Origin of the sequence: Oceanobacter antarcticus (assembly GCF_044962685.1) — a bacterium.
Taxonomy (GTDB): domain Bacteria; phylum Pseudomonadota; class Gammaproteobacteria; order Pseudomonadales; family Oceanobacteraceae; genus Oceanobacter; species Oceanobacter antarcticus.
The window spans coordinates 169,567-184,876 of the sequence record NZ_JBBKTX010000007.1; the positions used below are offsets into that span (position 1 = coordinate 169,567).

12 protein-coding genes are annotated in these 15,310 nt (G+C 55.2%); 6 read left to right on the forward strand and 6 right to left on the reverse strand.

From position 1 onward, the window contains the following. Positions 1 to 110 precede the first annotated feature (110 nt). Positions 111 to 515: a hypothetical protein gene (locus WG929_RS07720; RefSeq protein WP_416205584.1), complete on the forward strand. Its 405-nt coding sequence runs from the start codon at positions 111 to 113 to the stop codon at positions 513 to 515. A 21-nt stretch (positions 516 to 536) separates the two neighbouring features. On the opposite strand, the gene WG929_RS07725 is transcribed toward WG929_RS07720, so the two are convergent. Continuing rightward, positions 537 to 2,606 carry a response regulator gene (locus tag WG929_RS07725; RefSeq protein ID WP_416205585.1) on the reverse strand — a complete coding sequence of 690 codons (2,070 nt, stop codon included), beginning with the start codon at positions 2,604 to 2,606 and terminating at the stop codon, positions 537 to 539. 57 nt (positions 2,607 to 2,663) lie between these two features. Further along, positions 2,664 to 3,221 carry an excisionase family DNA-binding protein gene (locus tag WG929_RS07730; protein ID WP_416205586.1) on the reverse strand — a complete coding sequence of 186 codons (558 nt, stop codon included), beginning with the start codon at positions 3,219 to 3,221 and terminating at the stop codon, positions 2,664 to 2,666. Between the two features lie 154 nt (positions 3,222 to 3,375). Between WG929_RS07730 and WG929_RS07735 the strand changes: the two genes are divergently transcribed. The 5 genes from WG929_RS07735 to WG929_RS07755 all read left to right on the forward strand — a co-directional run bounded on the left by WG929_RS07735 (position 3,376) and on the right by WG929_RS07755 (position 10,972). Further along, a complete protein-coding gene (locus tag WG929_RS07735; protein WP_416205587.1) occupies positions 3,376 to 5,241 on the forward strand; it encodes a response regulator in 1,866 nt (621 codons plus the stop codon). A gap of 41 nt (positions 5,242 to 5,282) precedes the next feature. Further along, positions 5,283 to 5,540, forward strand: a complete 258-nt coding sequence (locus tag WG929_RS07740; RefSeq protein ID WP_369856730.1) for a hypothetical protein — start codon at positions 5,283 to 5,285, stop codon at positions 5,538 to 5,540. Positions 5,541 to 5,608: 68 nt separating this feature from the next. Beyond that, positions 5,609 to 8,491, forward strand: coding sequence for an insulinase family protein (locus WG929_RS07745; RefSeq protein ID WP_416205588.1), 2,883 nt, complete (start codon positions 5,609 to 5,611; stop codon positions 8,489 to 8,491). A gap of 54 nt (positions 8,492 to 8,545) precedes the next feature. Further along, positions 8,546 to 10,018, forward strand: coding sequence for a protein adenylyltransferase SelO (locus WG929_RS07750; protein ID WP_416205589.1), 1,473 nt, complete (start codon positions 8,546 to 8,548; stop codon positions 10,016 to 10,018). A gap of 342 nt (positions 10,019 to 10,360) precedes the next feature. Then, entirely contained in the window at positions 10,361 to 10,972 is a 612-nt protein-coding gene (locus WG929_RS07755) for a TetR/AcrR family transcriptional regulator (protein ID WP_416205590.1), read from the forward strand. A 105-nt stretch (positions 10,973 to 11,077) separates the two neighbouring features. On the opposite strand, the gene WG929_RS07760 is transcribed toward WG929_RS07755, so the two are convergent. From WG929_RS07760 to WG929_RS07775, 4 genes are all read right to left on the reverse strand, one after another. After that, positions 11,078 to 12,367 (reverse strand): TRAP transporter large permease, encoded by a 1,290-nt coding sequence (locus WG929_RS07760; protein WP_416205591.1) that lies wholly within the window; start codon positions 12,365 to 12,367, stop codon positions 11,078 to 11,080. Positions 12,368 to 12,375: 8 nt separating this feature from the next. Then, positions 12,376 to 12,873, reverse strand: coding sequence for a TRAP transporter small permease (locus WG929_RS07765; protein ID WP_369856725.1), 498 nt, complete (start codon positions 12,871 to 12,873; stop codon positions 12,376 to 12,378). Between the two features lie 81 nt (positions 12,874 to 12,954). Continuing rightward, the gene (locus WG929_RS07770; RefSeq protein WP_369856724.1) at positions 12,955 to 13,992 is read right to left on the reverse strand and encodes a TRAP transporter substrate-binding protein; all 1,038 of its coding nucleotides are present in this window, start codon (positions 13,990 to 13,992) and stop codon (positions 12,955 to 12,957) included. Positions 13,993 to 14,083: 91 nt separating this feature from the next. Continuing rightward, positions 14,084 to 15,082, reverse strand: a complete 999-nt coding sequence (locus tag WG929_RS07775; RefSeq protein ID WP_416205592.1) for an FAD-binding oxidoreductase — start codon at positions 15,080 to 15,082, stop codon at positions 14,084 to 14,086. Positions 15,083 to 15,310 lie beyond the last annotated feature (228 nt).

The following is a 15,310-nucleotide window of genomic DNA, read 5'->3' on the forward strand; positions in this document are numbered from 1 at the left end:
GATGCCTGAACAATGCGTTGCTGTTAAGGCACATTGAGGGATGTGGTACCGTTAGCCCCATAAAATTTCTGGTCAGTGCACCGTACTGACGGTTTTTGAGGAGACACCCGATGATTGAGCAGTGGCAACCGGCTTCCAGCCAGACCAGCAAACCGGATTCCGACACTCTGCTGCAACTGCTAGCAGCCCTGCCCCAGCAACCGCAATCACCGGTTATTGACCGTCAGCGTCTGGATGACAGCGTACGGGCCAAAGCCCATACCTGGATCACACTGGACGAAGCGGCATGGCAGACGGCGCTGGCCGGGATAGCAGCTGACCAGTTGCTACAGGTTGCTACTTTTTTTGTCTGCGCCGAGCAACAACTGGAAGATTGGCAATGTGGCAGCAGCAATCCGGCGATCTGGGTATTTCGTTACCTGAAGAAACAGGGCACTCCGGCGAGCAAGGAGCAGATCCGGGCCATCAAGGCACTCACCGACAACCGCTATATTCCGCACGGTAGCGCTCTCTGAATAACCGCCAGTAACAGCTCTTCAGGGGCCGCTTACCGGCCCTCGTCCAGCCCGCAGAAACGTTGGCAACTCGCGCCGCAAGTCTTCCAGCCGTACCGGTTTGGCCAGGTAACCATTCATACCGGCAGCTTCACAGGCGCCCTTGCGGTCTGACATCACATCGGCAGATAACGCCACAATGGGTACCCCAGGCAGCGCTTGCTGTTGCTCTCGTCGACGAATTTCCCGACAGGCATCAAGGCCATCCAGCACCGGCATATGGCAATCCATCAGGATCAGGTCGAATTCAGCAACGGCACTGCTATCAACCGCTTCGCGGCCATTATTGGCGACAGTAACAATACACCCCAGGTGCGCCAGCATCTGGGTGGCCACTTTCTGGTTCACGGCATTGTCTTCTGCCAGCAGGATGCGACAGTTGTGCAACAGTGCATCATCTTCAGCAACCGGCTTGCCCACACCCTGATAACGATTGGCACGGGTAATCATCAAGGTGGGCTGAGGCGGTTGCTGTAGCAGACGGCTGAGCAATTCACGCAAATTGCTCTGGCTGATTGGCCAGTCCCAGTGAGCGCCCACTCCGGCAGCCAACAAGGCGTCACGGCCAGTGGTTAACACATCCTTGGACGATAAGGCCAATCGCACCGGACTGGCCGCCAGCGTACGGCGCAAGTCCTCGTCACTCGCCATCCAGCTGCGATAAGCCAGTACCAGAATGGCCGGCTGCTCATGCGGCAACAAGGCCACCACATCGGCTGGGCGGCCAAATTCCCGATACGGCATCCCCAGCTGACGCGCAACCGAAATCAGCAAGGTACGATTTGCCTGCAGTTCGTCACAGATCCACAACGCCTGCCCGCCGATCGGCGAAATATCCCCTTCATCACCGGCTTTGACGGAGACCACTGGCAAGGTGACATCAAACCAGAAGTTGGATCCGACACCCGGCGAACTGACCACACCGACATAGCCATCCATCAGTTTGGCCAGCCGTTGGCAGATATTCAGACCCAGCCCGGAACCGCCCGCAGCGAAGGAAATCCTGCCGTGAACAAAACTGTATTCCTCGAATAACGCCATCACCTTGTTGGCACCGATACCGATCCCCGAATCTTCAACCGAAAACCGCAACTGCACTTTATGACCCAGTTCCCGAACTTGCACCACCCGCAGCAAGACATGGCCAGACTCGGTAAATTTGATGGCGTTGCTCAGGTAATTCATCAGAATCTGGCGAATACGAATCGGGTCACCTATCAATTGAGCCGGTATTTTTTCGTCCATAAACGACTGTAACACCAGTTGTTTTTCCTGCGCCTTGCTGGACACCATTTCCAACAGGCTTTGCACCAGTTCAGGCAGATCAAACACGTCGGTCTCAAGGCTCAGCTTACCAGCATCAATTTTGGATATATCGAGGATATCATTGATGATCGCCAGCAAATGTTCGGAAGAACTCTGGATAACCCGTTGAAAACCTTGTTGTTCATCATCAAGGTCGGTCTGTTCCATCAATGACACCATACCTAGCAAGCCGGTCATGGGAGTACGAATCTCATGGCTCATATTGGCCAGAAAACGGCTTTTGGCCAGGTTCGATCGCTCGGCATAATCCCGCTTGGTTTCCAGCGCTTGTCGTTGCCGGACCAGGACGGACACATCGCGAAAAAACACCAGCGCCTCGGTATCCGCCTGCGGATTGGTCACCAGCCAGACATGCCAGCAACAGGCCGGTTCGGCATCCGTCAAGATCTCCATGGAGGCGGTAATACCCTTGTCCAACACGCCACGCAGGGCGGACTGCCACACGTCACGCTCGGCCAGCGGCAGGCAACCTGCCAAATTTTGCCCACTCGTCAGTAGCTGTCGGGCAAGCGGACGATTGGCCTCTATCACCTGGCCCTCCGAATCAACCCGAACCAGCACATCGGGGGACTGTTGCCACCATGATTGCAGCTGTTGTTGCCGTTGCATCAGCGCATTCAGCTGCTGGCGAAGTCGGCGCTTTGCCTGCACCAGCAAGGCCAACGCCACCAGTACTGGCAGCAATACCAGCACCAACAACAAGACGAGCCCACTTTCAGTAAACATGTCTGTCATAGCTACCTTTTTTAGCGATCCCTGCCCACGTAGTCACCGATACAGACGTTATGTCAAACGCTGACTGTGATGGTCACTTAAATCCAGCAAGCCGACGAAGCGCTTCTGTTCCGTCGGCCAGTGCAGTCGGCACCAACCATCGCTACTGCCCCCACCTGCCACATCGGCTCCCGCCAGGATACACAGCATTTCCTGCGGTTCTCCTTCCCGACGAATACGATTCACCGCAGCAACCAATGCCTCATTGGAAACCACCATCGCACTCGGCTGTTGCTCTGCATAACAATAGCCAAACTGCATCGCATCTCCGGCCACCAGTGGCTCCCAGCCTGCCCGCCGGGCAGAAGACGCCAGCTCGGCAGCCAGCTCCTCCGGTTCGGCAAGAATCAGCAAGGTTCGACTTTGACCTCGTAACTCATCGGGAACCGGCATCTGGTTACTTTGCAAAAAATTGATAAAGCCGGGCAAGGGAATTCGATTATCTCCACGCCCTGGCAGTTTATAAGCATCCAGATGACCACGTTCAATCCAACGGATGACCGTCCTGAAATTTACGCCACAGTACTTTGCAACCTCACCTGTGGTCAGTGCCTGTTTTCCCCTCACGTCATTGCCCAGCCCGATAGATACATTAGTTTCAGTATAGATACCCTTTGGCCATTGCAAGGTCGAAACAGTATGCTGTGGCCAGGACACCAGAGTGGCACGCCCGAAGTTATCCACTCAATCGGTCAGCAGTGCCCCCGGAACAGGAGCCGAAATGACGTTCAAGGTATTACTGGTTGATGATGAAGCCGGTATTCTGCATTCAATCTCAAAACTGCTTCTTAACGAATCCATTACCGTGAGAACGACCACCAGCGCCGCCGAAGCCCTCGATTACCTCGCCACCCAGTCCATCCAGGTGCTGGTCACCGATTTCCAGATGCCGGATATGGATGGCCTGGCACTCTGCCGGGAAGCCCGCCAACTAAGCCCCAGCAGCTACCGTATTATGCTCTCTGGCCACGTCGATTACCCGGTACTGCGTCAGGCCCGGCAACAAGGTGTGATTCACAAGTTTATTGCCAAACCCTGGAACAATCTGGTACTGGCGCGGGATATTTTTGAAGGTGCCCGTCAGTCCAGTCTGATGCAACGGGCCCATGCTCTGAAAACCGCCATGAATACTGAGCAGCCCGCCTTTCTGACCGATAGCAACTGGGTCATTCGCCTGGCCAACAAACCGGTCTGTGAAGCGCTATCGGTGGCTGAGGACCAACTGCTGGGTCGCAACCTGTTTGCCAACAGTGTCAGCAATATGCCGGTTGCCCTGGAAACAGAAATCACCCGCCAGTCTGAATCCAACCAGACCTGGCTGGGCTACTTCAACCTGATCGACCAGCAACGCCGCATCCAGCCCACCTGGATGGCCATTACACCACTCAGTGAAGATTTCCGGCTCTGTATCTGTGGCCTGATCAATACCGCCGCCGACCGGCAATCCGAATTAAAAACCGAGTTTCAGCGTTACTCCGGCTTGCATCAACTCAACCAGCTGGAGAGTTATCTGACCCAGTCGGATGGTATCAACTGCATTTTACTGATCAGTTTCGATGAAAACAGGGTCGCCGACGCCGATCTGGGCAGTCTGTGTTATGAACGTCTGATCGAGGCGATTGCGGCGCAGTCACCGGTATTCCAGCCAGCCCACCATCTGTTCCTGATACCGGTCATCACCGATCCGGCCAGCCCCTGTGCCGAACACCTGCAGAGTGCCATTCTACAGGTGTTCGACAAGCCGCTGTTGCACCAGAATCAGGCAATCACCCTGACCCCCGGCATCAGCTGCGAATGGGTACAACCGTCACAGCATGACACTCGCCCCTCAACGGATCCGTTTGAACGAATCCGCCAGCACCTCGGGCTTGGCAGCATCAACGGCCAGCCCCAACCACCGGAACGGCCCCAGCCAGCGGCTGTTATGGAGGCATCTCCCGAACGCCAGAGCGATTTTAACGCCATGCCAGTGTTTGATTCCCAGGGCGCGCTGGCAGGACTGGAGCTGCTCCCCGAGTACATGATCGAACCCGATATTTGCCGCCAATGGCTGGAAGACATGTACATCGCCTGGCAACAACATTTCTCTCAGCCCATGTACGTCATCCTCCGGGTAACCAACCTCGACGATGAGAACTGGCAACACATCACCGCCTGTATCGTCCAGTGGCACCAACAGACAACCGGCCCGGTGCCCCACTGGTGCGTTATCCTGCCGTGGCATCCGGATGATACGGTGCCGGAACTGGCCCAGGGACTGCGCCAGCTCAATATGCAGCTGCTGCTCGAAATCGTCCTGGGCACACCTCAGCAACGGCTGCCCGGCTATCGCAGTCTCCGTGCCATGAACGTTGATGGCTTCAGTCTGGCGCCAGGTCTGGTCGCCCTCACACGTCAGCCCCAATATCAGGAAAGACCGTTACTGCAGCGCCTGCAGCAGGACGGGGTCATTATCTATGCCCACGGCATTGGCTCGACCGAAGCGCTGGCCGCCGCCCATCAAAGTGGTGCTGGCTGGTTAAGCGGTAATGTCTTGTCGCGCATGGTGAACGCCACCCAGCTGCACTGGTTTGCCATCAGCGACTGAATTCTCATGTATGATGGGCGGCTAATCGGAGGAACCGCCCTGTGAACAAAGACCAAGCCTACCACCAGATTGCCCTGGCCTGTCTGAAATCCCTGCGCAACACCAGCGCCAGCAGTTCGGATGCCGTGTCCGAGCTGTACAGCACCATAGATGAAGCCTTCCAGCAGCAATTTGCCCTGATGCTGACGGAACTGGAAGACAATCGCGAACGTCTCAACCGCATTTGTGAGCTTGACCCCGGCATCAACACACTGGCCGACGCCCAGGCAATTGCCCTGAATCGGGGAACCTCACACTGACCACGCGCCTGGGGCCACGCTTCAGGTAACCCAACCCTGATTGACCGCGACTTGTAGTAGGAGCAGGTATGTTATCGCCCCGTTACTGGATTTTTATTGTTATCGTTCTGGCTGCCATCGGATATTCCATGTTCAAACCCGCGTCTGACACTCCGGCTGCTGTTTCCGACTGCAGCGACACCACCCCCTGGAACTGCCGCGAGCCGGGCGACACCAACGTCATTGTCAGCCCCTCGGATCCGTTCAGCTACGAATACGTCCAGCTCGACAATGGCCTGCGCGTGCTGCTGGTATCCACCCCAGACACCGACAAGGCCGCCGCCGCCATGACCGTGGCCACCGGCAGTGGCGATGACCCCAAGGGCCGCGAAGGCCTGGCACACTTTCTTGAACACATGCTGTTTCTCGGCACCGAACCCTACCCCGAATCGGGCGAATATCAGGCCTTTATCAGCCGCCATGGTGGCAGTCATAACGCCTTTACCGCGCATCAGCAAACCACTTACTTTTTCTCGATCGACAATGATGCCATGAGTGGCGCACTGGATCGTTTTGCGCCTTTCTTTATCTCTCCCAGCTTTGACGAAACCTATGTCGATCGCGAGAAAAACGCCGTTCATGCCGAATACAGCGCCAAGATAAAAGACGATTTCCGCCGTATTTTTTCGGCTGAAAAGCAAGCCATGAACCCGGCCCATCCTTACGCTGGCTTTGCTACCGGCAACCTCGACACTCTGTCGGATCGCCCGGATCGCAAGGTGCGCGATGACCTGATCGACTTTTACCGCCAGCATTACAGTGCCGACCAGATGACCCTGGTGCTGGCAGGCAACTACCCGCTGCAACAGCTGCAAGACTGGGCCACCAGCCACTTCAACGCCGTTCCCAAGCGAGACGTAAAAACCGCCACGTCACGGCCACCCATGTTTGTACCGGAACAACTGCCACTCGATATCAATATCGAACCGGTAAAAGAAATTCGCCGCCTGCAATTTACCTTCCCAATGCCGGAAACCCTGTCGTTGTACCAGTACAAGCCGCTGCAGTTATTGTCCAACCTGCTTGGTCATGAAGGCGAAGGCAGCATACTCGCCTTGCTGAAAGAAAAAGGCTGGGCCGAAGGTCTCAGTGCCGGACGCTCCATCAGCACCCGCTTCGAGTCCAATCTGGTCATCCAGATTGAACTGACCCGTGCCGGGCTGTTACACGTCGAAAACATCACCCAGATACTCGAACACTACTTTGCCCTGCTTAAAGACCAACCCATTCCGACCTACCTGATGACCGAACAAGAACAGCTGAGCGAAATGGCATTCCGCTTCCAGCAACATGGCAGCCTGTCAGACTACGCCGTACGCTTGAGCAGCAACCTGCAGGTCTATCCGCCCGAGCAAGTGATCCACGGCGACTACCTCTGGCGGCCGACAACACAAGACACCCTGAAGCCTTTCCTTGATGCCCTGAGCATGGATAACGTCTTGCGCACCCTGATTGCACCCGGCGTCGCGACCGATATGACCGACCCCTGGTACAACACGCCAATGCGTATTCGTCCATCCAGCTACCTGGCCGCAGATGTCTCGACCGATGAGCTGGAACAACTGCACCTGCCCGCACCCAACCCCTTTATTCCGCAAGATTTCTCACTCAATGCCGAACCGGAACAAGCGGTTCCGACCGCGCTGATTGATCAACCCGGACAGCAACTCTGGTACTACCCGGAACACGAGTTCGCCCAGCCCCGCAGCCGTATTACCCTGGAACTGCAACATGCCGACATCGCCACACCGCGTGGCATGGTACTGGCTCAGCTGTACACCCGCGCAGTCAACGAAGCGCTCAATACCTACAGCTACCCGGCGCAACTGGCCGGGCTGAATTATGGCCTCAGTGCCAACTCCCGTGGCCTGCAACTGATGCTGTCCGGTTATCAGGACAAGCTGCCCGAATTGCTCAAGCGAGTACTGGATGGCATGCAGCAGGTCAGCATCAGCGACGACCAGTTCCAGCGCTATCAGGCATCGTTACAGCGTAATCTGGAAAACCAGCTCAAGGCCAAACCCTATGAGCGCGGCATCGCCGAACTGAAACGCTGGATCTACTCCCCCAGTTTCGACGAACAACAGCTGCTGAGTGAACTCGGCTCGGTCAGCCGCGCCGACGTCGAAGCCTTCGCCAGCACAATGCAAGGTAATACCGCCACCCGCTTGTATATTCACGGCAGCATGAGCAAGGCCGATGCCGAAGCGATCGCCAGCCAGGTAGCCGAGGTATATCCGGCCAACCCCGAGCAACAATCCAGCCTCGCCATCCTCAAGGCACCCGCTGGCAAGTTCCAGCAGTCGCTGAATCTCGATCACAAAGACAACGCCATCGTGTTGTACCTGCAGGGTCAGGATACCAGCGACCATAACCGCGCCCGGATTGCCCTGCTTGGCCAGATGATCAGCGCCCCTTATTACCAGTACATGCGCACCGAACAACAGTTGGGGTATATTGTCTTTGCTGCCGTTTACCCGCAGCGTACCGTGCCCGGGTTGGTCTTTATCGTGCAGTCGCCAGAACACACCCCTGCCGACCTGATCCACCACAGCCAGATTTTCTGGAACCACTATCAGGACACTCTGGCGGCCATGGGCGAAGAAGAATTTGCCGCCTTCAAGGAAGGCCTGATCAGCATGCTGCTGCAACCACCGCGCAACATGAGTGAAAAAGCCGACGACTTCTGGCGCGACATTGATGTCCAGCGTACCGGCTTTGATACCAACAAGGCCATTGCCAGCGAAGTACACAATCTGACGCTGGCAGAAATTCAGGCGTTGTATCAACGTCTGATCCTGCAAGCCGATGTACCCTGGCTGTTATTTACCCAGGGTGAACCCGTACCCGACTGGCAACCGATGAACAGCCTGCAGCGCGACCAGATGACAAGGTTTGACCTCCCGCGCTAACAGGCACACAACACAGGGCCTGGCCATGGTAGCCAGCGCCCGAGGGAGAAGACGATGAAGACCTGGCAAAACCTGGACGAGCTGACCCTGAGCAGCCACTACGCCACCCTGCCTGAATCCTGGTATCACGCCATCGAGCCGACGCCATTACCGGATCCTGCCATCGTCAGCGTCAACCACATGGTCGCCGAGCAGCTTCATATCAACCCCTGCAGTCTGGATCCGCACCAACTTGCCGCCTGGCTCGGAGGCCACACCCTGCCACCGGGAGCCAGACCGCTGGCAATGAAATACAGCGGCCACCAGTTTGGCGTCTACAACCCGCAACTCGGTGATGGCCGCGGGCTGTTGCTGGGAGAGCTGGAGATCGATGGCGAACGCTGGGATCTGCACCTCAAGGGCGCGGGTCAAACCCGCTATTCACGCATGGGGGATGGCCGTGCGGTACTACGTTCCAGCCTGCGGGAATACCTGGTCGGGGAAGCCCTCACCCATCTCGGCATCCCCTCCACTCGAGCCTTGGCAGTCTGCGTCAGCAGCCAGAAAATCCAGCGTGAACGGGTTGAACTGGCAGCAACAATCCTCCGCGTTAGCCGCTGCCATATTCGTTTTGGTCACTTCGAACACCTGTACTACACCCGCCAGTTTGACGGCTTGAAACAACTGGCCGACTATTGCCTCGACCGTTACTACCCAGACTGCCAGAGCGCCGACAACCCGTATCTGGCCATGTTCCAGCACATCAGCCAACGCAGCGCCGACATGGTGGCAGGTTGGCAGGCCTATGGTTTTTTACACGGCGTCATGAACACCGACAACATGTCGATTCTGGGTGAAACCTTTGATCATGGCCCCTTCGCCTTTATTGATCGCTGGAAAGAAAATGCCGTCTACAACCATACCGATCAGGAAGGCCGCTACGCCTTCGACCAACAACCCGATGTGATTCACTGGAACCTCTCTGCGCTGGCCCAGGCGCTGACGCCACTGGTGCCGGTTGATGACCTCAAGGCCGCTCTCGAACAGTTCCCCGAGCGCTATGCTGCAGCCTACCAACAACGGATGTCGCTGCGTCTTGGTCTGGCCACCAGCCAACCCGGTGACGACGAACTGATTCGTCACTGGCGCGATTTGCTGAACCAGCATCAGGCGGACTACAACCCGCTGTATCGGGCCCTGTCCGAAGCCCAGCAAAGCGACGATGGTCAACCCGGCCTCAACCACCTTGACCTTGCACCCTGGCAAACCATGCTCAACGACTGGCTGCCGCAATACCAGCAACGACTGCAACAGGAAACCTGCAACGCCGAAACCCGCCGCCATGCCATGCTGGCCGTCAATCCGGCCTACACCCTGCGGACCCATGTAGCCCAGCACCTGATTGACAGGGCTGAAGAAGGTGACTACCAGCCACTCAACGACTGGCTGACCATTCTGCAGAATCCGTTTGATGAACATCCAGGATTTGAACAATGGCGTCGCGCGCCGGATACCCGAGGACTGGTAATGCTAAGCTGCTCGTCGTAACAGGATCACATTGCAACACCGCCATGGGTCAGCCGCTCTGTTGACATGCGCCACAACAGGCACTTGTGTATGTTTTTAGCAACTCACGGCAATAATTTCAGTAATTGCAGTCCTGGCAGCAAACACATCAGATCACCATCTGATATGATTCAAAGCTTGACCCCGAATCCCCTTGCTGTTGTCCCGTCGTACAGAACACACGCCTTGCGGGCTTTTAACAGACAAAACCCAAGGGGATAAACTGCGCCATCAAACAGTCTGAACAACGATCCCTATTCACTCACGGATCGTATCGATGCTGCAGGCCTTATCAACTGACGCCAGTGTATTAAAATATCTGATATGAGTTCACCGAAACTGACCCGTAATGACTGGATCAACTCCGCAATGAATGTGCTGGCTACTGGTGGCATTGACCTTGTACGAGTTGACAACCTCGCCAAAGAAATGAAAATCACCCGTGGCAGTTTTTATTACCACTTTGAAAACCGGCAGGAATTGTTACAGGCGATTCTTGAGCGCTGGCGCATCAAGGCCACGGAAGCCGTCATTGAAAGCCTGAAAAAACGCTCGCTGAACACCAGGGAGCAATTGATTGAACTGATCACCCTGCCCTACAAGGGTGAACGCTCCTTTGAAGCGGCCTCGATCGAAATCTCCCTGCGCGCCTGGGCGCGTCGCGATCCCATGGCCAAAGCCGCTGTCGAGGAAGTCGATTCCTATCGTATTTCCTACATCGAAAAGCTGTTTATGGAAATGAAACATCCACAGGAGCAGGCCAGTGATCTGGCCTATCTGATCTATTCCTATATGGTGGCCAACTCGCTAATGGGAGACAAGGATGATCCGCAAAGCAAGGCCGACCGCGCCCGCAGACTGGCACTGTTTCTGAGCGACAATTGCCCGCTAACCAACTGTCAGCACCGACTGCAAGGCCATGCCAGCGGTGGCTGATCGTGAGAGTTGAGAGTTGAGAGTTGAGAGTTGAGAGTTGAGAGTTGAGAGTTGAGAGTTGAGAGTTGGAAGCCTGACGCCAGATAACAGACGTCAGGCAAGTGATTACTCCATCCACTCCACCAGTCCCAAAGAAATAATCGGGAACGCCACAATCAGCGCCAGCCGGAACAGATCGGCCACCAGGAAAGGAAAGACACCACGGAAGATCACCTTCAGATCAACATCCGTAATCACCGATTTCAGCACAAACACATTCAGCCCCACCGGCGGGGTAATCAGACTGATCTCGGTGGCCACCACCACAATGATGCCAAACCACACCAGATCCATTCCCATACCCGCGACCACCGGATAAAACACCGGTACGGTCAGCAGCAGCATGGAAATCGACTCCAGCACCGCTCCCAGTACAAAATACAGCGCCAGCATGATCAGCAGTACCCCGATCAGACTCAGATCCAGCGATTCAATCCAGGCTACAATATGAAACGGCATATTGGAAATATTCACCAGATTGGCGAATACCAGTGATCCGATCAGAATGGCCACCAGTGATACCGTCGTTGCGGCAGACTCTTCCAGTGCATCCAGCAAGTTACGCCACTCAAACTTACCCCGGATCAGGGTCACGACAATCGCCCCTACCGCACCCACACCGGCTGACTCGGTCGGTGAAAAGAAACCGGCATAGATACCACCCAGCACCAGCACAATCAGCAGCGAGAACGCCCACAGCTGACCAATCGCCTGCAGTTTTTCCTTGCCACTTGCTTCTTTAACACGACTATCACTGTCACCCTTGACATGCACCACATACAACACCGCCGCAATATAAAACAGCACCCCCAGTACCCCCGGCAGCACACCGGCAATAAACAGACGACCGATATCGGTCTCGGTCATGATGCCGTAAAACACCAGTGCAATAGACGGTGGAATCAGAATGCCCAAGGTGCCACCAGCGGCAATGGAACCCGTTGCCAAACCATCGCTGTAACCGAATTTTTTCATCGACGGGTACGCAATTCGGCTCATGGTTGCCGCCGTGGCAAAACTGGAACCACAAAACGTACTGAAGCCTCCAGACGCAGTAATGGTGGTAATCGCCAGACCACCACGATAATGGCCCACCAGCGCATGAGTGGCGCTGTACAGTTCCTCCGCCAGTCCCGAACGACTGATGATATTCCCCATCAAAATAAACAGCGGAATCACCGCAAATTCGTAGGACAATACGGTTTCGGTGGCAATCATGCCCAACTGGCTTAATGCCGGCGACCAGCCCTGGAACCAGGCCAGTCCCACCACCCCGACAGCCCCGGTAGCAACGGCAATCGGGATACGTAAAAACAGCAAAAACAGCAAGACAACAAATGCAAAAATCATAACCATGGACGCTATTACCCCTGACGCTCAGTACGTGGTAACCGCGCCGAACGGGTTTCCGGCGTGGTAACGATCAGGCTGACAAACGCGATGACCGCCAAGACAAACATGACCAGCAATACCAGCCATTTTTCAAAGCCGAGAAACATAAAGGTTTCCCCGAACAGACGGGTGTCTTGCAGGGTCTGGTACACCATCACCACCAGAGCACCAAAAAACACCACTTCAATCAGATAACCAAACCAGAACACCAGTACGCCCGGCGTTCCTTTAAACAGCCCATCAAACAAATCGATACGGATGTGTTTGCTGGTTTTATGGACATGGTACAAACCGGCATAAAACGAAACCGCCAGAAAAATACCGACCAGCTCATAGGCAAACCCCAATGGGGCGTTAAACACTACCCGGCCAAACACATCGGCAAACGTCACCGCCGCCATCAGCATCAGGGTAATGATCGAGAGTTTGGCGCAGAGATATTCCAGCACCGCAAGCAACGAAAACTTCACAGATTTCTCCAGTCAATCGGCATAGAAAAGCACAGCCATCACGCCCCGACCGTAACGACAGCCGGGGAGCGCTGTATACTCTTACTGTTCCAGTGCTTCGGTTTGCTGGCTGTAGAAGCGCATCGCTTCCAGGCCATCTACCTCGGCAGCGGTCGCCTTATCCAGCCATTGCTCACGAATAGGGGCAAACGCTTCGTCCAGACCAACAAACAGCTCTTCCGACGCGATTTGATAATCCTTGCCCAACCGCTTTTTTAATTCGCCACGCGCCAGCAAATCGTTCTTGTGCCACAACGCGCCCATGCGTACTGCCAGCTTTTCGCCGGAAATCGCCATAATGGCTTGCTGGTCTTTGGCTGAAATCTTGTTCCATTTATCTTTGTTCATAATCACAAAGGCACTGTTGGAATAGAGGCCACCCGGAATCTGGGTGATGTAGTTAATGTACTTGTCGACTTTAAAACCGGTCAGCAACTCATCCGACAACGACGTGCCATCGACAATGCCGCGAGACAAAAACTCGCGCAGCTCCGACAGTGAGCCGGATACCGGTACAGCACCCAAAGTCTTCAGCGCATCACCCACAACACTGGTCTGGACACGGATTTTCTTGCCCTGCAAATCCTTGATCGTATTGACCGGTGCATCCTTCATATGCAGGTTACCGCCGGAGGTAACATGCACTGCCAGTGTCACCACGTCACCATGCATGCCGGCTGGCTTGAAGTACTTTTCAAACACGCGCCAGTAAGCCGCAGAACTGATACCGGCATCATTCACACTGAATGGGAACTCCACCATTTCTGACAGCGGAAATACGCCCGGCGTATAACCGTGAGGCCCCCAGGCAATATCAGCAATGCCGTTCACTACCGCCTGATAGTTTTTGGTCGGTGGCACAATCGGCTTGGCCGAAGGCTGCACCTTCACCCGCCCTTCTGTGACTTTTTCAATCTCCTCAAAATATTGGTACAAACCGTCTTTCTGCGACCAGTGCTGGGATGGAAACCACTGGTTGTATCGCAATACAACAGTGTCTTCTGCCAGAGCAATGGACGAGGTCACAATAGCCGCCGAGACAAACGCTGATTTAATAATAATGCGCTTGAATAGATTCATGGTTTTCTCCATTTTATTATTCTACTTTCAAATACATACATGTCTGTATGTTGAGGGCAAACTTTAACCCGTGGCCTGGCCACGAGCAAGATCAAACAAAGGCATCGGAATAGAAATTGGCTGAACTCAGCCCGCATTGACCCACAAAATCCCGGCGCGCAGACTCAATCACTATCGGCGCACCACAGGCGTACACTTCGTGAGCCGACAGGTCGTTCAAATCAGCCACCACCGCCTGGTGTACAAAACCGGTACGACCCACCCAACCATCCATGGTATCCGACACCACCGGAATATAATCAAACCAGGGCAAGCGCTCGGCCCAGTCTTCACATAGCGTCGACATGTAAAGATCCTCAGCCGAACGCCCTCCCCAATACAAACGGACTGGACGCTCGTTACCCTCAGCGATCAGCTGCTCCATAATCGCCTTGATAGGCGCAAAGCCAGTCCCACTGGCCAACAACACCATCGGAGCATCGGAATCACGCAGATAGAAACTGCCGAATGGCCCTTCTACCGTCACCATTTTGCGCAGCCCCAACTCGTTAAAAATAAACGGCGTGCCGGTGCCATCCGGTTTTAGCCGGATATGCAATTCAATCGCGTTTTCCTGCAACTGTCGGCTCGCCATCGAATAGCTGCGCGTCACGCCGTTAGGCAAGGTAATATCAATGTACTGTCCCGGCAGATAAGGAAAATCACTGCCCGGTGCCAGCATTAGCTTGAGTACAATCACATCGCTGGACACCTGGTCTTTCAGCAGCACCCGAGACACCAGTTTCTGGATCGAAATACCCTCCAGCTCGGTGACTTCAGGCGCATTCAACGCCAGATCCTGATGCGCCACCGCCTGGCAACACAGCACCGTTGTACCAGCCTGATCTGTCTCCGCCAGCGCCAGACCGGCCGGATACGTCACCGCGCCTTCTGAGATCGGCGTCTCAACCAGAGTACGACAGTCACCACAGCGACCATCACGACAGCCGTGCTTCAACATGATCCCGGAGCGCAAAGCGGCATCCAGAATGGCTTCTCCCTCGTGGGTATCAAAGGTTTTACCCACCGGGTTTACGGTAATGGTACTCATATAACACCTGTTTCAATGTATTCGTCAGATGTCTGAAGCCGGAGATCAGACGCCTGGCGCAATGTTTTCTCGTTTCCGTGCTCAACGCGGGAATGCCAATCCGCAAGGGCTGCCCCGCAGCAGCGTGGCAGCCAGTCCAGCGTTAGCCTTTCGTTTTGTTAGCCTTTGGCTTTGGCCATGGTTAACGCCAGATCTTCAATCATGTCTTCCTGACCACCCACAGTGCCG

Excerpts from the sequence above, each read along its gene's own strand:
- WG929_RS07760 (WP_416205591.1), bottom strand. The coding sequence starts at position 12,367 with ATGGTTATGATTTTTGCATTTGTTGTCTTGCTGTTTTTGCTGTTTTTA.
- WG929_RS07735 (WP_416205587.1), top strand. The coding sequence starts at position 3,376 with ATGACGTTCAAGGTATTACTGGTTGATGATGAAGCCGGTATTCTGCAT.
- WG929_RS07725 (WP_416205585.1), bottom strand. The coding sequence starts at position 2,606 with ATGTTTACTGAAAGTGGGCTCGTCTTGTTGTTGGTGCTGGTATTGCTG.
- WG929_RS07755 (WP_416205590.1), top strand. The coding sequence starts at position 10,361 with ATGAGTTCACCGAAACTGACCCGTAATGACTGGATCAACTCCGCAATG.
- WG929_RS07775 (WP_416205592.1), bottom strand. The coding sequence starts at position 15,082 with ATGAGTACCATTACCGTAAACCCGGTGGGTAAAACCTTTGATACCCAC.
- WG929_RS07720 (WP_416205584.1), top strand. The coding sequence starts at position 111 with ATGATTGAGCAGTGGCAACCGGCTTCCAGCCAGACCAGCAAACCGGAT.
- WG929_RS07770 (WP_369856724.1), bottom strand. The coding sequence starts at position 13,992 with ATGAATCTATTCAAGCGCATTATTATTAAATCAGCGTTTGTCTCGGCG.
- WG929_RS07750 (WP_416205589.1), top strand. The coding sequence starts at position 8,546 with ATGAAGACCTGGCAAAACCTGGACGAGCTGACCCTGAGCAGCCACTAC.
- WG929_RS07745 (WP_416205588.1), top strand. The coding sequence starts at position 5,609 with ATGTTATCGCCCCGTTACTGGATTTTTATTGTTATCGTTCTGGCTGCC.